Genomic DNA, 17954 nt, shown 5'->3' with positions numbered 1-17954 from the left:
CCATGTCCTACCCATCCAGCGTCCCCACCGTCGTCTTCAAGACCCGCGTCCGCGATGAATCCGTGGAGGGGGGCAATCCTTTCCGCTGGCAAGACCTCAGCAGCAGTGAAATCTTTGCTGGCAAAAAAGTTGTGGTGTTTTCGCTGCCCGGTGCCTTCACCCCTACCTGCTCCTCCAACCACCTGCCCCGCTACGAAGAGCTTTATGAGGAGTTCCGCGCGCTTGGCGTCGATCAGATCGTCTGTGTGTCGGTCAACGATGCCTTCGTGATGTTCAAGTGGGGTCAGAGCGTGGGCGCCAAGAATGTCTTCCTGCTCCCCGATGGCAACGGCGACTTCACCCGCGAGATGGGGATGTTGGTGGAGAAGTCGAACCTGGGCTTTGGTCTGCGTTCCTGGCGCTATTCGATGGTGGTTAATGACGGCACGATCGAGAAAGTCTTCGCTGAAGCTGGCGCCGAGAACAACTGCCCCACCGATCCCTTCGAAGTCTCCGACGCCGACACGATGCTGGCCTACCTGAAGGGCGTGGCACCCACGGGCGTCTGCGAGCCCCGGCTCGAATTTGCCGGCTGAGGCGAATACAGACCTGTCCACCCATCCGTTGGCTCCCCGTCACCTGCCCATGAGCGACCCCTTCGATCTGATTGTTCTTGGCGCCGGATCGGGGGGGCTGGCCGCAGCCAAGCGGGCCGCCTCCTACGGGGCGCGGGTGGCGATCGTTGAGGGCGATCGGGTGGGTGGCACCTGCGTGATCCGGGGCTGCGTTCCCAAGAAGTTGTTGGTCTATGGCTCGGCCTACCGCCATCTGCTTGCCGATGCCCCCAGCTACGGCTGGGACGTGGGGTATCTGAATCTGGATGCCGGGCGCTTGCTGGCCAACGTCCGCGCCGAGGTGGATCGGCTCAATGAGCTCCACATCGGTCTGCTGGCCAAGGCCGGTGTGGAACTGGTGCGCGGCTGGGGTCGCTTCGACGACGCCCAGACCATTGCGGTGACGGCAGCGGATGGATCATCCCGCCAGCTGCGGGGCGAGCGGATTCTGGTGGCCGTGGGCGGTCGCCCCCATCGCCCGGCCATCCCCGGCGCCGAGCTGGGTTGGGTGAGCGATGACATGTTCCTGCTCGAATCGCTCCCAGCCCACGTGGTGGTGGTGGGTGGCGGTTTCATCGCCTGCGAATTCGCCTGCATCCTCCATGGCCTTGGCGTGCAGGTGACCCAGCTGATCCGCGGCGATCACCTGCTGCGCGGCTTCGATCGGGAAGCCAGCTCGGCCGTGCAAGAGGGGATGGAGGCCGAAGGCATCACCCTGCGATTTGCCCATTCGCCCGCCGCCATCAGCAAGGAGGGCCCCTCGGGTGAGCTGACGCTGACCAGCGAGGGCGGTGAACGTTTCAGCTGCGGTGGCGTCTTGCTGGCCACAGGCCGGCGGCCATTCCTGCAGGGCATCAACCTGGAGGCCGCCGGGGTGGCGGTGGAGGGCCACCGGATCCCGGTGGACGCCGATCAACGCACCAGCGTGCCGACGATCTATGCGGTGGGTGACGTGACCGATCGCATCAACCTCACGCCCGTGGCCGTTGATGAGGGCAGGGCCTTCGCCGACACGGTTTACGGCAACAAGCCTCGCCAGGTGGATCATGACCTGGTGGCCTCGGCGGTCTTCTCCCAACCTGAGCTCTCGTCGGTTGGCCTGAGTGAGGAGCAGGCGATTGAGCGCCATGGCGCCGATGGCGTCAAGGTGCACCGGGCCCGCTTCCGGCCGATGAACCAGGCCTTGCCGGCCCGGGGTCCCCGGGTGCTGCTCAAGCTGGTTGTGGCAACCGCCACAGGAAAGGTATTGGGCGCTCACATGGTGGGTGAACACGCCGCAGAGATCATCCAGATGACGGCGATCGCCATCGGCATGGGCGCCACCAAGGCCGATTTCGACCGCACCATGGCGCTGCACCCCTCCGTCGCCGAAGAGTTCGTGACGATGCCCAATTGAGAATGCCCAACTGAGACCGGGCTGGCCCTTGGCTGGGTCAGGGGCTCCAGCTTCGGATCAGATCGGTAATCACCGCTTGATCCTCGAACACTTCGGCCACATCGGTGATCGAGCTCACCGGACCGGCGTCGTTCACGAACAACGCGAAGGCCAGATCCCGCCCGCTGACGCTGCGCAGGTAGCCCGCCAGCACCTGGGCCTTGAGGCCCGTGGAATCGATCGTGGTGCCCGTCTTGGCCATCACCTCGCCGCGGGCGGTCAGGTCCCGTCCGGTTTCCGCCAGGGATCCATCCACGCCCAGTACCGGCAGCGCCGAGCGGAACACGGCAGCCTGGGGGCTGCCGTGCATGATCTCCAGCCACTGCACCACCGCCCGAGGCGTGGCCTGGCTGTCGGGGCTACCGCTGCCGTTGCTGGGAAACCGGAAGCTCTGGGGGCTCAGGCCCTGCCTGTTCAGGTCGCGCCGTTCGGCGGCCAGGGCCCCGTCCACCTGCCGTTCGCCTTCCACCAGTCCCACCTGGGTGAGGCTGAGGTTGGCCCCCAGGTTGAGACTCACCTTGAGGATCAGCCGGGCCAGGGCGCCATAGGGCGTGGAGCGCCAGGAGGCCACGGTCTGCTCTTCCGTCAGCTGCGCAGCCTGCTTGTTCGTCTGCTCGGCGTCCCCGGAGCCGGCGGGCTGGAGCCGGCTCGGATCATTCGGGGCCAGCAGGGGGGCCCGCACCACCACGCCGGCACGGGCGAGGGCTTCATGGAAGGCGATGCGGGCATAGGAGGCGGGATCCTCGATCCGGAAGGTGCGCACCGCCACCGGGCTGCCGGAGAGGGGTGCCCGGTAGTCGAGGGGGATTGTGCCGCTGATGGTGCCCGTGCAGGGTTCCCGCCATTGGCAGTCCATCTGTCCCAGATCGGAGAGATCGAGCACGGCTGGCCCTCCCGCTGCCACGGTGCGAACGCTGGAGCGCACCTGGAAGGCGGCACTGCGGGGCCGCCAGTCGACCCGGGCCGGTTCCCCCATGGCCGTCGGTGTCACCGACACATCGACCATGTTCTCGTTCACCAGGATCGGGGGGATCAGCAGATTGCCGTTGGGGACCCGGTAAGCCGGAAACAGCCGATCGTCCACCACCACATCGCCCTCCACCTGGCGGATCCCCGCCTGCCGCACCTGGAACGCCAGGGCATCGAGAGCCTGCAGCGGATCCTGCGGCGTCAGCAGGGCCGTGCCGAGGTTGTTGGCATCGTTGTGATCGAAGGCCGTGAAGGCCACGCCGCCATCCGGCAGACGCCTGCCCCCGAAGGTGAGATCACCACCTGCCACGAGCACCAGATCACCCGCCAGCCGCCCTGCGCCCAGGGAGCCCCGCCGGAGCACCGTGGTCTCGACCCGGTGCTCCGGCCCCAGGGTCTGCAGGGCGCGGCCCACCGAGAACAGCTTGCGAACCGACCCGGTGAAGGCCAGTTGATCGGGGTTGAGAGCCATCAGCGTGCGGCCGCTGGAAAGATCGCTCACCAGCAGGCTCCAGCTCGCACCCGAGTAGCGCGGCTTGTTCATCACCGCCGCCACTGCCGCGGATGGGGCCGCCTCCCGCAAGGACGCCGTTGCCAAGACCTTCTCTGCCAGGGCCTTTTCCGCCAGGCCGGGCACGAGCGCCAGGGCGAACAGTGCAGCCCTCACCAGCAGGGCCCCCATCAGAAGGCCTCCTGAAAGGCCGCCGCGATCGCGGCGAGATCACGGTCTGCGGTTTCGAAGCTGCTCAGCAGGGTGTCGGGGCTGGTGGGCACGTTGTTGAGATAGAGGGCATACACCAGCCGCCGGCCGCTGGCGGCCTCGATGTAGCCCACCTGGGTCTTGGCGGGAATCGAGACCTGGCCGCTGGCGCTGCCCATCACCCTGGAGCCATCCTTGAGCCGGATCCGGCCGGCGGCCGGGTGGCCCGCCTGGTTCTGCGCCTGGGTGCCGTCCACCCCCATCACCGGCAGCCCCTGCCGCAGGGCCTGGCCCCAGGGTTCCTTCAGCAGGCGGCGCAGCAGGGTGGTCTGATCGATCGGGGAGGTGCGGCTGCTGTCGATGGAGCCGGCCCCGTCCTCCACCAAGGTGCTGGCGGGAGATACGCCCAGGGCGGTGATGACCTCCAGCTCCCGCGCCAGGCCGTCGGGGCAGTCAAGGCTGCCCGCCTTGACCGCCACCAGGCAGACCATCAGGGCGGCACCGCGGTTGTAACTGATCTTCAGGACCACCTTGACGAATTCCGAGAGCGGCGGCGAGACGTGCTCCGCCAGCTTCGGGGCGCCGGCATAGGCGCTGGTCATGGCCTCAGTCCGGGCGGTCGCCGGCAGGATCGGCAGGATCGCCACCGGGTTCTTCCCCGTGGCCGTAGCCTCCACCACCACGCCGGCCCGCTCCAGGGCTTCGATCAAGGCGGTGCGAGCAAAGGCAGCGGGCTGGAGGATCTCAGCGCTGCTGATCCGCTCCGGGGCATCGGCGGCGATCTGGCCGCTGATCCGCACCAGCCCCCCATCGAGCGGCTCCACCTGCAACGGCTCGGTGGCCGTGCCCGCCGCGACCGTCGTCACCTGGGACACCACGCTCAGCGCAGCGGTGCGCGGCCGCCAGTCCACCACGGCCAGTTCACCGGGGCGGCCTGGACGGGTGATGATGTTGAGCATGTTCTCGTTCACCCAGATCGGCGCGATCAGGCCATCGGGCCAGCCGGCGTAGGTGTTGAACAGGCGGTCGTCGATGACCACATCGCCGCGCACCCGCTGGATGCCGGCGGCGCGCACCTGGGCCGCCAGCTGGTTCAGGGCCCGGAGCGGGTCGCTGTCGTCCAGCAGGGCGACGCCGGGGAATCCGGTGCTGGCGTAGTTGTGATCGATCTGGGGCAGGCTGTTGAAGCCAAGGCTGCCGTCGGCGCGCTCGCGCAGCCCGAAGCTGAAATCCCCCGAGGCCACCAGCACCAGGTGGCCATCGAGCACCCCATCGCGCAAGCTGCCGAACTGGTGGATCGGGGTGCGGAAGCGGTGCTCCGGCCCGTACTCGTTCAGCACCGCGGCAGTGCTGAAGGTTTTCATGATCGAGCCAGGCACGAACATCTGGGCGCTGTTGCGCTCCAGCAGCACCGCGCCGCTACCTTCATCCACCACCTGCCAGCCCCAGGTGCTGTGGCGGTACATCGGCTTGCCGGTGACCGCCTCCAGGCGCCGCATCACGGCCGCCGGCACCGCTATCGCTGCCGCTGGATCTTCTGCCGCCGCCACGGCCGGAGCCGTCAGGGCCAGGCTCCCGATCACGGCTGCGGCCGCCCCGGGGCCGGCCAGCCTCCGAGCGGCCCGCCACAACGGCGGCCGGGCCGCGGAGATCGGGGAGCAGGCAGGGAGGGACACCGTGGGGATGGACAGGTAGGCACCGTCATCTTCACTCCCGGATCTCACGTTCGGCTGTTACAGGAGCTTGCTTCTGGCCACTCCTTCTAGCCATCTTTCTTGCCGCTCCTTCAAGCCGTTCGTTGCTGCCGGCCTTCAGCCGTGCTGGCGCCTCAGGCTTTCGTAGGCCTGGCAGAAGGGTTCGCCAAGGGCCTGGCGCAGCACCGTGTCTGCGGCGAAGGCGGCCAGGGCTTCTTCGGGATTGGCAGGCAGGGGCGGAGTCGTACCCGGCGCAGGCGGGTCGGTGTAGAGGTTGGCGTCGTTGCGGGGGCCAGGATCGAGCTGCCGCTCCAGGCCGTCGAGGCCGGCGGCCAGCACCGCCGCCGGCAGCAGGTAGGGGTTGGCGGCGCTATCGGCCAGGCGCAGTTCCAGGCGCTGGTCATCGGGGATGCGCACCATGTGGCTGCGGTTGTTGCCGCCATAACTGATCCAGCCCGGCGACCAGGTGGCGCCGGACTTGGTGGTCTGGCCCCCGAGCCGCGCATAGCTCTCGGCTGTGGGATTGGTGATGGCGCACAGGGCCGGCGCATGCTCCAGCACGCCGGCCAGGAAGTGGTACGCCAGTGGCGAGAGGCCGAGCTCACCGCGGGGGTCGTGAAAGAGGTTGCGGCCTTCGGTGTCCCAGAGCGAGTGGTGCAGGTGGGCGCCGCTGCCGGTGAGCTGGGGGAAGGGCTTGGGCGCGAAGCTCACCTGCCAGCCCAGGGGCTCGGCCATCGCCTGCGCCATCACCCGGAAGAGGGCGTGGCGGTCGGCGGTGACCAGGGCATCGGCGAAGGTCCAGTTGATCTCGAACTGGCCGTTGGCATCCTCGTGATCGGCCTGGTACGGCCCCCAGCCCAGCTCCTCCATCGCTTCGAGCAGGCCGCCGATCAGCTCGAACTGACGCATCAGCGCCAGTTGGTCGTAGCAGGGTTTGCGCTGGCTGTCGCGGCCATCGGCGATCGCCTCACCGCCGGGCTGCAGCAGGAAGAACTCCGCCTCCACCCCGGTGCGGAAGCTGTAGCCCAACTGCGCCACCCGCTCCAGCTGACGGCGCAGCACCCAGCGCGGCGACTGCTCCAGCGGCTGGCCCTCCACCTGCAGATCGGTGGCCACCCAGGCCACGTTGCGCTGCCAGGGCAGCACCGCCAGGCTGGAGGGATCGGGCAGGGCGAGCACGTCCGGGTCGGCCGGGGTCATGTCCAGCCAGGCGGCAAAGCCGGCGAAACCGGCGCCATCACGGGCCAGCTTGTTAGCGGCGCTGGCTGGCACGAGCTTGGCGCGCTGCACCCCGAACAGATCCGAGAAGGAGAAGAGGAAATGGCGGAGGCCGTGGTCGGCGGCGTAGCGGGCCAGGTCGGTCATGGGTTCAACAGGTGCTTAAAAGGTTCTCAACAGGTTCTCAACAGCGGCGCGGATCACGGCCTGCTCGGCCGGCGCCTCGCGCGGATTGCCGGCCCGATGCCCCAGCACCGACTCCAGCCGCTCGAAGCGGGCGCCGGCAATCAGGGCGGCTTCTGCGGCGCAGTCGTCGGGCGGGAAATACAGGTCGTGGGAGCCGGCGATCACGGTGGTGCGGGCCGTGATCCGCCCCAGGGCCGCCGCCAAATTGATCGGCTCGGCTTCAATGCCGGCGCTGGTTTTGCTGTCCTGCTCTGCCACAGCAGCCGCCAGATCATTGGCCAGCCAGGTGTCGAGCATCGCCAGCAGATCGTGGGGATCGTGGCGGCGGTAGGCGGGCAGCCAGCTGCGCTCCACGTACGCCTCAACGCTGCCGTAGCCCAGGGCTTCGTGCCGGCCCTGCCTGTAGAAGGCCTGGCTGGCGGCCCAGCTGGCATAGATCAGGGCGAAGGTGCGCAGCCCCTGCTCCGGGCTGGCCCTGAAGCGCGTTCCATCCCAGGCGGGATCGGCGGTGAGGGCCTGGCGCAGGCTGAGCAGGAACAGGCGGTTGTGGGGCGTGGTGCGGGCCGTGCCGCAGAGGCAGCAGATCCGCTCCACCCGCTCTGGGGCCAGGGCCGCCCAGTGGTAGGCCTGCTGCGCCCCCATCGACCAGCCGTAGATCAGGGCGAGGCGCTCCACCTCGAACACCTCCTGAATCAGGCGTTGCTGGGCGGCCACGTTGTCGGCATGGCTGATCACCCAGCCCTGCTCGGCCAGGCCCAGGGCGCTGGTGCTGGGGCTGCTGGAGCGCCCATTGCCGAACTGACTCACGAGCAGCACGCAGAACCGCGTTGGATCGAGGATCGGCCCCACCACCCAGTCGATGTCTTCAGGCCAGGCGCCGTAGGAGCTGGGGTAGAGCACCAGGTTGGAGCGATCGGCGTTGAGCTCCCCGAAGACCCGGTAGGCGAGGCGAGCGTCGGGCAGTTCCCGGCCGCAGCTGAGCGCCATGGGCCCCAGTTCAAACAGCGCATCTCTGCCTTGAACCGCTGGTGCCACGCTCATGCCGTTGGCAGCGCCAGTGTTGACGGATCGGCCAGGAACGTTCGGTGCACCGCCAGGTAGCCCGGATCGTTGTGCTCCAGATCGGCGGCGATCCAGGGGTGTGCCGCGGGCAGGGCATGGAAGGGGATCGAGGCGAACAGATGGTGTTCGCTGTGGAAGGGCATGTTCCACATCAGCCAGCGCAACGGCGCCAGGGTGTGGGTGGTGCGGGTGTTGCGCAGCCCATCGGTGCTGGTGCTGCAGCCACCGTGCTCAGCGAGCAACACGAAGCGCAGCAAGGGTTGCCCCAGGGCCAGCGGCAGCAGCCAGAGCCAGAGCAGCAGGCCGTTGCCGGCCAGCAGCGAGAGCAGCAGGGCCGCGGCGTAGACCGCCGCCTGCTTCCAGTGGGAGGCGCGCACAGCCGCCACCGCGTCTGCCGGGATGTAGGGGCAGTCGTCGTAGGCGCCCACCAGCCCGCGCCAGTGGGAGCGCAGTTTGCCCATCCACCAGGGCAGCCCGCTGAGCTCAACGCCATAGGCCAGCCGAGAGCTGGGGGTGCCCCCTTCGAGCTCAGGATCCAGCCCGGGCTGGTGGGTGTAGCGGTGATGCCACTGGTGGTAGCGGCGGTAGAAATCGGCGTTGTAGAAGCTCAGCACCCCCGCCCACCAGGCCACCGCGTCATTGAGCGAACGGCTGGCGAAGGCGGTGCGATGGCCGCATTCGTGCATGGCGCAGAAGCAGAAGGCCAGACCCCAGCCCAGCAGCAGCAGGGCCGGAATCCGCAGCGCCCAGGGCAAACGAGCATCCCCCCAGATCAGCCCGCACACGAGGATCAGGCCCCCATGGCCCGCCACCTGTCGCCAGCCAGCCGCATCTGCTCGCCGATTCAGCTGGCGCAGGGCGTCGACGGGAATCAGCTCGCTGGGGGGCGTGGTGATCGCGGGCTCGGCAACGCCTTGAACTGGGGAGCCCACCGTTGGTAACAGAGCTGGGAAGTCTTCATTCAAAAGGCCAGGGCGCGGGAGCGCGGCAACGATGCTCACAGTTGTGATTGCCGCAGGGTGCCGGCCCTGATGCTGCTGTCATGGATGGTGGCCAGGCTGTTGCTGAGCCAGATGGTCTGTTGCGACCGCTGGAAGGACGTCCATCAGGCCTTCATGGCGGCGCGGCAAATGCGCTGAGAAGCTTCTCGTCCTCCGAAAAGGTTGCGCGCAGCAGGACCAAGCCGTAGCGCTGACAGGCCTCCCATGAGGTGCACGTTGGTGCCTGGCCAGCGCAAATCGCTTGTAAGTGCGGGCTGATCATCGATCAGCTCGATGGGACGTTGCTCCAGTAACTGGCGCAGCAGCGGGTGGTGGCTGACTCCCTGGTGGAGGCCGGTGGCCAGCCAGATGCGATCGGCCAGCTGCCGACTTCCATCGCGGCAAAGAATCTGCCACTGGCCTGCACACCAGCAAGCTTCCTCCACCTCACAGTGCTCATGGAGTTGCAGGCTGCCCTGCTGGCGCGCCTGATGCAGCTTGGCAACGAGCTGGGGCGTGATCGAACCGCCATCGCGAGCTTCCAGCACCTGCTGGCGGCGCCGGTGCCAGCACGGTTCAGCACGAAAAGTCTTGAGGTAGTTCGGGCCCAGCCAGCCCGGATCTGCGTCGAAGTGTTTGCTCCGCAGGTCCCGCCGGCACAGCAGGGTGACCCTGGCCCCCCGCTTGATGGCACCCAGGGCCAGATGGCCGCTGGTCAGACCGCCACCCACGATCAAGATGTGCTGCCCGCGCAACCCCTGGCAGGCGGCCAGATCGATCGATTGGCTGTGTTGCATGGCCTCTGCCGGATGGGGAGCCGCGATGGTCCGAGCCCAGCTCGGCAGCACAGGCACGCCCGCACCAGTGGCGATCACCAGCCGATGGGCCGCCACAACTGCACCGTCACTCAGGGTCACCTCCAGCGATGCGGGCCCTGCCTGGTCCAGGCGGATCTGCTGCACCGAGGCCGCCTGCACGTGTGAACCGAGCTGGAAGTCGGCCACGACGCTGCGGCAGAAGTCAGCAAAGAGGCTTGTGTGGGGGAGGCCATAGGGACCTTCCAAGTCCAGGCTGCGCTGCCTTTCTTGGGCATAGCGGCGCAGGGCATGGGGGTTGGGGTGCGGATGGTGGGATGAGGGGGAGCGCAGCCAGGGGATCTCGTAACGCCGCATCTGGCTGTGCCAGCACGACAGCCAGGTTCCCGTGGGGTCGAGCACCCGCAGCTGCCGGCGCCACTGGGGCCTTTTCTGCAGCAGCTGGCAGCAGAGGGTGAGGGCCTGGGGGCCGGCCCCGGCGATCACCAGCTCAGCCATGGCAGGCCACCCCGGTGTATTGGCAGCTGGAGCAGAGGCCGTGGATCTCAAACGTGTGAAAGAGCGGCCGGAAACCCTGCAGCAGCACCGTGGTCAGCCCCAGTCCGCTGGTACCCAGCGGACAGATCGGCAGCCGCTCGCTATGGCCGCATTGGATGCAGATGAGGTGATGCTCATCCCGCTCCAACGGGGCATACACGCTTTCACCGCTGCTCAGCTTGCGACAACGCACCAGCCCACAACGTTGCAGTTGTTTGAGCCCGCGGTAGACGGTGGCTAGGCCTTGGCGCTCCTGGCCGCCCTTGAGCCGTTGATGTAGCTCCTGCCCGCTCAATTCCCGCTCGGCCTCGCACAGCAGCTGCAGCAACTGCTGCTGACGAGGGCCCGGCCGGACTGAAGCCGCCTCCAAGAGGTCCGAAGGGAGAGCGATGTCTGGGTGAGGCATGGAGGCCGGAGACAAAGGCCGTCAACGGGGAAGAACAGAACACAAGCAGGAGGCTCTGTTCTTGCTAGAACGAAAACCATTCTCACCCATGGACGCGTCGTCCTTTGCGCTCTTGTGACTTTCTCCAGTGCCGTCCCAGCCTCCGAGCATCTGCCTGTCACCGTTTTGACGGGTTACCTCGGCGCCGGTAAAACCACGCTGCTCAACCGGATCCTCACCCACGAGCATGGCCTCAAGGTGGCGGTGATCGTCAACGAGTTCGGCGAGGTGGGAATCGACAACCAGCTGGTGATCGATGCCGATGAAGAGATCTTTGAGATGAATAACGGCTGCATCTGCTGCACCGTTCGTGGTGATCTGATCCGAATCATTGGCAACTTGATGAAGCGCCGGGATCGTTTTGATCATCTGATCATCGAGACCACGGGTCTTGCCGATCCTGCCCCAGTGATTCAGACCTTCTTCGTCGATGAAGACCTGCGCGATGAGCTCAGGCTTGATGCGGTAGTCACTTTGGTGGATCTGCACCATGTCGAGCAACACTGGGAGGCTGAGGAAGTGCAGGAGCAGTTGGCTTTTGCCGATGTCCTGGTGCTCAACAAAACTGATCTGGTTGATCCCAGCAGCCGCCAGGCGATTGAGCAGCGGGTGCGGGCGATCAACCCGATGGCCCGGCTGCTCACCAGCAGCAACGCCGATGTGCCGATCGATCAGATCCTTGGTGTGGGGGCCTTTGAGCTGGAGCGTGCCTTGAGTCTGGATCCAGGTTTTCTGGTGGACGAACACGCCCATGAACACGACGACGCGGTGAGTTCAGTGGCCTTCGTTGAGGAGCGCCCGATGGATCTGGAACGACTGAGCAAGTGGCTCTCCGACTTGGTTGCCGAGCGCGGACCCGACCTGTTCCGTATGAAGGGCCTGATCCAGCTAGCCGGCAAAGATCAGCGCTATGTCTTGCAATCGGTGCACATGTTGATTGATGGTGATTTCGACCGTTCCTGGAAAACCGGTGAACGCCGCCGCACTGAATTCGTCATTATCGGCCGCGATCTCGATACGGAAGCGTTGCGGTCCGGATTTCTCGCCTGCGTCGCCTGAGGACGGATGCCAGCACCAGCGACCTTGGTGAGCGAGCGGCTCTGCGGTGAGCTCCAACAGGCGATCACAACGCTGAGCTGGTCGAGGGATGGCGAATTCCTGGCCATCGCCAGTGCCGGCGGCGAGTTGCTGTTCTTGGATTTCAGGGCCGGCTTTGAGGAGCTGCTCCAAGGAGATCGCGATGTCAGCCTCGATTCCATTGGCTTCAGTGCCGATGGACAGTTCCTGATGGCGGTGGGTCAGGCCGGTGAGCTGCTGCTCTGGGAACTGGGTGGCAGTGGTATCCGGCCGATGGCCCTTGAGCCATTGCCCTTGGGAGCCGGTTGGCTCGATGCGGCGCTGTGGCAACCCGATGGACTGCTCCTGGCGGTCGCCGCTGGTCGTCAGGTGCGCCTCTGGGATGGAGCCAAGCGTCAATGGCGCCCTGACACGCTCAGTCTTCCCGGCAGCGTGCAGGCCCTGAGTTGGAGCCCTGACGGGCTGCAGCTGGCTGCTAGTTGTCATAAGGAAGTCGCCATCTGGCGTCCAACAACGCCGCTGGCTGATGAGCCCTGGCGAGCACCCACAGGCTCCGCTGGCCTCGCCTTGGCCTTCTCGCCCATGGGCGGATTGCTGGCCAGCGGCCAAATGGATCGTTCGCTGCTGTTATGGCCTGCGGTCGGCCATGTTCGCCCCTGGCAGTTCAGTGGCTTTCCGGCCAAGGTGCGGGCCCTGGCCTGGAGTGATCAGTCCAGCCGATTCGCACCACCGCTGGCCGTCGCCTCTGGAGACAGCGTCGTTCTCTGGAGACAACAGGACAAAAGCTCACAGGGTTGGAAGCCCGAACCCCTGATCTGGCATCAGAAACGTGTCACCGCCCTGGCCTTCGCACCGGGCCGCCCCCTGCTGGCCAGTGCCTCGGCCGATGGCACGGTGGGGCTCTGGGATGGCCGCGGGCGCCTGCGCCAGCCCCTGGAGGGCGAGGGCCAGGGGTTCAATGCCCTTGCCTGGCGGCCCGACGGGCGGCACTTGGCCGCCGGCGGGGATCAGGGCCGCTGGTGGCTTTGGCCGATGAACATTCCCCAAGGCAGCGCAGGCAGAGCGCCAACCAGTGGAAAGGGTTTTCGCTGACAACCTGATGGCGGCTGAACTCCGCCTCACACGATGGCCGTGGGGCCCTCCCTCTGGCAGGAACGCGCCGCTATGCCCGCCGCCAGACCGAACCAGACATGCAATCGATTCTGTGAGAACGATTCTCATTTATTCATGTGGAGCCCATGCTGCTGCCCTTTGCCCCAAGGCTCTGGCGTCTGCCGATGACCTCGGGCGCGCAGGAATCTTCCGGGCAGCACCCCTGAGAGCACGAGCCCCCAGCGGAGGAGCAAGCATGCTTCGAGCAGATGCAGGGTGGGCTGCTGCGCCACCAGGCCTGGCTGCTCTCAGTGGGGTTGCTTCTGGAGTGGTCCACCGGTGATGGTTGAACGCTCACCTACTGGCTCGCCGATGGCCCAAGGTCCAGTGACGCAGCGACTGCGCGGCAGGGTTCAGGGCTGCATCACCGGATTGGCCTGGGCGCCCCATGCAGCCCAGCTCGGGATTGCCAGCGCCGAAGGAGAGCTGATCCTGGTGGACTTTCAGGCCGGCGTGGATTGGCCCCTTCGCGACGCCAACGATGCAGACAGTCGGGGCTTTGACGCCATGGGATTCTCCAGCTGTGGCAACTGGCTGGCGGCTGCCGGAGAGGGCGGGGTTGTTTCGCTCTGGCGCCTGGATGGTGATCTGCCCCAACGGATGTCGGTGCCTCCGGTGGGGGGCTGGATCGATCAACTGGCCTGGCAGCCGGGTGGTGCGCTGCTGGCAGTGGCGCGGGGCGCAGAGATCTGGATCTGGAACCGCGACGATCAGGCCTGGCTGCCGCCGCTGCGCAGTCCAGGCTCTGCCGTCATGGCCCTGAGCTGGAGTCCATTGGGTGATCAGCTGGCTGCGGGCACGGGGCAGGGGGTGTGTATCTGGGCCCTGCCGCTGGCCTCAGCGCAAGTTGCAGGGCCCCTACAGCTGGAAACGGGCTCGGCGGTGTTGCAACTGGTGTGGGGCGTCGATCCACCTTGGCTAGTGGCGGGCTTGATAGACCGGCGCGTGGTGCTTTGGCGGGATCTGCAGCGACCCTTGCTCGGCGTCGGTGACTTACTGGGAAAGATTCATGCCATTGATTTGGCGCGGTTACCCAGCGGGCAGCAGGGACTACTGGTCGCTGCGGCGGAGGCCGCGGTCCTGTGGTCCGGCCCAGAAGACGACCTCGAGTCCTGGAACGCCGTGCTGCTCCCCTGGCATCAGGATCGGATCACGGCACTGGCTTTTGGCACAGCTCAGGTGCCGATCGTGACGGCTTCGCGCGATGGCACAGCAGCGCTGTGGACGGAAGCCGGATCGCTGCTCCAAGTGCTCGACCTGGATGGTCAGGGGCTAAGCCGTGTGGTCTGGCGCTCTGACGGTCAGGCCCTCGCCGCTGGCGGAGACGAGGGAGCTTGGGTGATGTGGCCGCTCACCTCCAGTGAGGTGCCTGACGCCTGAATAGCGGGACCCGCTCATGCGGGGAAGGTGGACTCCGCTACTATGGGAACGATTCTCATTCTGGTTTTGGTTCTGGTTGTTGCGGCGTTCGTTGCGATGCCTCCTGTTGCTGGGTTTTCCTTTTTTCTCCCTGAATCTTGATGAGCGTTCTCTTTTCCTCTCTGCGACGTACGGGGCTGTTGGGACTGGCTCTTGTCCTGGTGTCCTGCGGAGCCCCGCAACAGGCCAATGACGCCAGTTCCGGTGGCAAGGGCTTCAAGGTGATGACCACCTTCCTGCCGATCACCCTGTTCACGAAGGCGGTGGCTGGTGATTGCGCTGAAGTCACTGCCCTGATTCCGCCTAACACGGGCCCCCACGACTTCCAGGCCAAGCCGGGTGATCTGGCAGCGCTACGCGAGGCTCGCGTGCTTGTGAAGAACGGTCTGGATATGGAGGCCTTCCTCGACAAGCTTGTGAGCTCAGTCGGTAACAGCCAGCTGGTGGTGATCGACTCCAGCCGCGGGGTGGCCACAATTGATTCGCCGCAGGAGCAGGGCCACAGCCAGGAGAACGATCAAGCCCACGGCCATGCCCACGGCGAGGTGAATCCCCACATCTGGCTTGATCCGCTGCGGGCGGTGCAGCAGGTGGAAAACATTCGGGACGGGCTGACGAAGGCCGATCCGAGCTGTTCTGAGGGCTATCGCCGCAATGCGGAGGCCTACACCACCCAGCTCAGAAGTCTCAACACTGAGTTAGCAGGCCAGCTCAAGCCCTTCCAGGGCAAGACCTTCGTGGCCTTCCACGATTTCGCCCCCTACTTCGCCGAGCGCTTCGGCCTTAAGGCGGAGTACTTGGTGGACGTGCCCGAGATGAATCCCACCCCCGCCGATCTGCAGCGGGTGAGCGAGATCGTGGAGCGCACCCAGTTGCGGGCCCTGCTCACTGAACCCCAGGAGGGGAACCGCTCCTTCAACGCGCTGGCCAGGGATCTTGGAGTGAAGATCAGCGTGTTTGACCCCCTGGAAACCGGCAGTGAGGAAGCATCGCGGGACCCGGGTACCTACTTCACCGTGATGCGCCGCAATGGGGCCGATTTGCTCTCGGCTTTCGGTGGCTGAACCTTGAAGGCTGAGCCGGTGCTACGGGTTGAAGGCCTCACCGTGAGGCGCGACGGGATGCTGGCCGTTGATGGGGTGTCCTTTGAGTTGCCCAGCGAAAGCGATACCGCACTGGTGGGGCCCAACGGCGCTGGTAAGAGCACTTTGGTGGCAGCCCTGCTCGGTCTGCTGCCCCACCAGGGAGGCACGGTGCAGATCCTCGGCCAGCGGCTTGGCCCGCTGGGCCAGCTGCCCCGTTCCGTGCGCGCTCAGATCGCCTACGTGCCCCAGGCCCTCAGCTTGCAAGGGCAGTTTCCGCTCTCGGTGGCGGAGTTCGTGGGTTTTGGGTTTGATCCGCCGGGTCCAACGCTGCCTTGGCGTGGTGGCGAACGTCGGCGCCAGGCGGTGCGCCGCTCCCTGGTGCGTACTGGCTGCGGCGATCTGGGAGATCGGTTGCTCAGCGAGCTGTCCGGAGGGCAACTCAAGCGGGTGCTGCTGTCCTTCTGTGTGGTGCGGCCTCGTCGGTTGCTGGTGCTCGATGAGGCTGAGGCCGGCTTGGATGCACCCTCCGCGGCACAGTTCCAGCTGCTGTTGCTGGAGCTTCGTCGTCAGGAGGGCTGGACTGTCTTGCATGTGTCCCACGATCTGGACATGGTGCGACGCAGCTGCAATCAGGTTCTGTGTCTGAACCGACGGCTGTGTTGCAGTGGGTCGCCAGACCATGCCCTCAGTCCGTCGCGTCTGAGCGAGCTTTACGGACCCAACATGGTGCCCTACCGGCATCATCACGAGCGCAGCGGCAGCCTTCATGATTGAGGTGGGAGCCCTGGGTACTGTTCTGGCGCAGCCGTTCATGCAGCGGGCCCTGATCGGCGGTCTGCTCACAGGCGCACTCGGAGGCTTATTAGGCAGCTTTGCCGTGTTGCGTCAGCTGTCTTTTTTCAGTGATGCGCTTGGCCACTCGGCCCTCCTGGGCATCAGTTTGGGGATCCTCCTGGGCCTCAACCCCACCTTGGTGCTGATCCCCTTTGCGGTGGGATTTGCCCTGCTGGTGAACCTGCTGGTGGAGCGCAGCCGCCTGCCCACCGATGCCTTGCTCAACATCGTCTATTCCACTTCCTTGGCCTTTGCGGTGGTGGCGCTGAGCCTGGTGAAGTCCTACCGGGGTGGAATCCAGCAGCTTCTTTTCGGTGACATCCTCGGCATCAGCTGGTTGGATCTGGGGGTGATCGGGGCGTTGTTACTTGGTGCTCTGGTGTATTTGGCCCTGAGCCTGCGAGCTCAGGTGTTGCTGACCCTCAATGGCGATCTGGCAGGAGCCTTCGGCGTCCAAGGCCTTGTCCACCGCCTCTCCTTCATCGTGCTGTTGGCGGTCGTGGTGGCCGTGTCAATTAAGGCGGTGGGTGTGCTGCTGATCAGTGCCTTCGTGGTGATTCCCGCGTGTGCCGGCCGGTTGTTGAGCCGTAGATTTTCGATCTATGTGACCACATCGGCTGTGCTGGGTGGAGGCTGCGCCGTCATCGGCCTGCTCAGCTCGGGGATCACCAACCTGCCCTCTGGCCCCTGTGTGGTGATCGTGCAGTTCGCCGGCTTCCTGCTGGCGCTTTTGATCAGCCAGTTCCGCCCGTGGTCTCCAGCAGTTGTTGGGCCAGCAGACCGCCGAACTCCTGATGCAAGCCCAAGCGCCCGGCGATGACCGTGACTTGATCGGCGTCTTGTGCCAAGGCCTGCATCTGGAGTCGTGAGCGGGGAGGTGCTTCGTCAGCCAGCATGAGGTGGATGGCTTTTATTGGACAGATCTGGCCCCTGACATCGTTAACCTCGGGCGGGAGGGACAGGGTTCAATTTGATTGTAGACCTCATTGGGAGTTTTGCTATCCAATGAGCTATGGGGTCTTACATGGCAGTACCTCCACAGGAATCGGGACAAGCTGATTTCAGCTTCCCAGCCATCGCTGTAGGCGCGCAGGTACACCTCCTCATATTTGACTGTCCTCCATAGTCTCTCCACCAGGATGTTGTCGTAACAGCGTCCTCTACCAGACCAGCTGATCTTGATCTCCTCTGTCTTGAGCCTTGCCACGAAGTCACCGGAGGTGAACTGACACCCCTGATCGGAGTGGAACATCTGTGGCTTTCGCCCACCGGTAAGAGCAATCTCCAATGCCTCCAGGCAGAATTCCGTGTCAAGGCTGTTGGAAAGCTTCCAACTGAGCACGTGCCTGGAGAACAGATCCACAACAGCCACGAGGTAGAGAAAGCCTTTCCGCAGCGGGATATAGGTGATATCCGTTGCCCAAACCTGATCCACTTTCTTGACCTCCTTGAGGTCCACCAGGCATGGAAAGCGCTCCGATGGCTCACCTGGCACTGTGGTGCGTGGCTTCTGGTAGATGGCCCGTAAACCCATGCGGCGCATGAGGTTTCGGACACGGTCACGGCTGATCGGGATCCCTTCTCTGGCCAGGTAGTCCACCATCCGGCGGCTGCCGCTGCAGGGATCCTCCAAATACAGCGCATCGATCCTGGCCATGATCCGCAGCGTCGATTCACGCACCGGTGTGGGCCGGTAGTAGAGCGTGGATCGTGGCAGCCCCAGCAGCTCACACTGCCGGGTGATGCTGATCTC

Annotated in this window: 16 protein-coding genes; 8 read left to right on the top strand and 8 right to left on the bottom strand. The window is 65.6% G+C overall.

Annotation, left to right across the window (positions count from 1 at the left end; all coding sequences use genetic code 11):
• Positions 1 to 2: 2 nt before the first annotated feature.
• Together ACXMDM_RS01770 and gorA are read left to right on the top strand one after the other, a co-directional pair.
• Complete coding sequence (locus tag ACXMDM_RS01770; RefSeq protein WP_071801996.1) at positions 3 to 575, top strand: peroxiredoxin; 573 nt, start codon at positions 3 to 5, stop codon at positions 573 to 575.
• 49 nt (positions 576 to 624) lie between these two features.
• Entirely contained in the window at positions 625 to 1989 is a 1365-nt protein-coding gene (gene gorA, locus ACXMDM_RS01765; protein WP_071800353.1) for a glutathione-disulfide reductase, read from the top strand.
• A gap of 37 nt (positions 1990 to 2026) precedes the next feature.
• Here gorA and dacB (ACXMDM_RS01760) read toward each other — a convergent pair whose 3' ends face one another.
• The 7 genes from dacB (ACXMDM_RS01760) to ACXMDM_RS01730 all read right to left on the bottom strand — a co-directional run bounded on the left by dacB (ACXMDM_RS01760) (position 2027) and on the right by ACXMDM_RS01730 (position 10517).
• Entirely contained in the window at positions 2027 to 3679 is a 1653-nt protein-coding gene (gene dacB, locus ACXMDM_RS01760; RefSeq protein ID WP_071800352.1) for a D-alanyl-D-alanine carboxypeptidase/D-alanyl-D-alanine endopeptidase, read from the bottom strand.
• Positions 3679 to 5373: a D-alanyl-D-alanine carboxypeptidase/D-alanyl-D-alanine endopeptidase gene (dacB, locus tag ACXMDM_RS01755; protein WP_145536948.1), complete on the bottom strand. Its 1695-nt coding sequence runs from the start codon at positions 5371 to 5373 to the stop codon at positions 3679 to 3681. The genes dacB (ACXMDM_RS01760) and dacB (ACXMDM_RS01755) overlap by 1 nt, the downstream gene beginning before the upstream one ends.
• A 135-nt stretch (positions 5374 to 5508) precedes the next feature.
• Entirely contained in the window at positions 5509 to 6756 is a 1248-nt protein-coding gene (glnT, locus tag ACXMDM_RS01750) for a type III glutamate--ammonia ligase (protein ID WP_071800350.1), read from the bottom strand.
• A gap of 15 nt (positions 6757 to 6771) precedes the next feature.
• The gene (locus tag ACXMDM_RS01745) at positions 6772 to 7836 is read right to left on the bottom strand and encodes an alpha/beta fold hydrolase (protein WP_083544404.1); all 1065 of its coding nucleotides are present in this window, start codon (positions 7834 to 7836) and stop codon (positions 6772 to 6774) included.
• Positions 7833 to 8789: a fatty acid desaturase gene (locus ACXMDM_RS01740; RefSeq protein WP_233831108.1), complete on the bottom strand. Its 957-nt coding sequence runs from the start codon at positions 8787 to 8789 to the stop codon at positions 7833 to 7835. Before ACXMDM_RS01740 ends, ACXMDM_RS01745 begins: the two co-directional genes overlap by 4 nt.
• 173 nt (positions 8790 to 8962) lie before the next feature.
• On the bottom strand, positions 8963 to 10150 hold the full coding sequence (locus tag ACXMDM_RS01735; protein WP_145536952.1) for an NAD(P)-binding domain-containing protein: 1188 nt from the start codon (positions 10148 to 10150) through the stop codon (positions 8963 to 8965).
• Positions 10143 to 10517 carry a Fur family transcriptional regulator gene (locus ACXMDM_RS01730; RefSeq protein WP_499569961.1) on the bottom strand — a complete coding sequence of 125 codons (375 nt, stop codon included), beginning with the start codon at positions 10515 to 10517 and terminating at the stop codon, positions 10143 to 10145. The genes ACXMDM_RS01735 and ACXMDM_RS01730 overlap by 8 nt, the downstream gene beginning before the upstream one ends.
• 243 nt (positions 10518 to 10760) lie before the next feature.
• Here ACXMDM_RS01730 and ACXMDM_RS01725 point away from each other — a divergent pair, with 243 nt between their 5' ends.
• The 6 genes from ACXMDM_RS01725 to ACXMDM_RS01700 all read left to right on the top strand — a co-directional run bounded on the left by ACXMDM_RS01725 (position 10761) and on the right by ACXMDM_RS01700 (position 17021).
• Entirely contained in the window at positions 10761 to 11693 is a 933-nt protein-coding gene (locus tag ACXMDM_RS01725) for a CobW family GTP-binding protein (RefSeq protein ID WP_311134204.1), read from the top strand.
• Positions 11694 to 11699: 6 nt separating this feature from the next.
• Positions 11700 to 12803: a WD40 repeat domain-containing protein gene (locus ACXMDM_RS01720; RefSeq protein WP_083544402.1), complete on the top strand. Its 1104-nt coding sequence runs from the start codon at positions 11700 to 11702 to the stop codon at positions 12801 to 12803.
• Between the two features lie 372 nt (positions 12804 to 13175).
• Positions 13176 to 14243, top strand: a complete 1068-nt coding sequence (locus ACXMDM_RS01715) for a WD40 repeat domain-containing protein (protein WP_071800345.1) — start codon at positions 13176 to 13178, stop codon at positions 14241 to 14243.
• Positions 14244 to 14443: 200 nt separating this feature from the next.
• Positions 14444 to 15346 carry a metal ABC transporter solute-binding protein, Zn/Mn family gene (locus ACXMDM_RS01710; protein WP_259722752.1) on the top strand — a complete coding sequence of 301 codons (903 nt, stop codon included), beginning with the start codon at positions 14444 to 14446 and terminating at the stop codon, positions 15344 to 15346.
• A 57-nt stretch (positions 15347 to 15403) separates the two neighbouring features.
• Positions 15404 to 16141, top strand: coding sequence for a metal ABC transporter ATP-binding protein (locus tag ACXMDM_RS01705; protein ID WP_071801993.1), 738 nt, complete (start codon positions 15404 to 15406; stop codon positions 16139 to 16141).
• On the top strand, positions 16134 to 17021 hold the full coding sequence (locus ACXMDM_RS01700; RefSeq protein ID WP_071800343.1) for a metal ABC transporter permease: 888 nt from the start codon (positions 16134 to 16136) through the stop codon (positions 17019 to 17021). The genes ACXMDM_RS01705 and ACXMDM_RS01700 overlap by 8 nt, the downstream gene beginning before the upstream one ends.
• A gap of 90 nt (positions 17022 to 17111) precedes the next feature.
• Here the strand turns inward: ACXMDM_RS01700 and ACXMDM_RS01695 are convergent, their stop codons facing one another.
• On the bottom strand, positions 17112 to 17945 hold the full coding sequence (locus ACXMDM_RS01695) for an IS3 family transposase (protein WP_255448137.1): 834 nt from the start codon (positions 17943 to 17945) through the stop codon (positions 17112 to 17114).
• Between the last annotated feature and the right edge of the window lie 9 nt (positions 17946 to 17954).

It is taken from the genome of Synechococcus sp. CS-603 (genome assembly GCF_977929215.1).
This window is presented reverse-complemented; position numbering and strand designations above follow the sequence as displayed.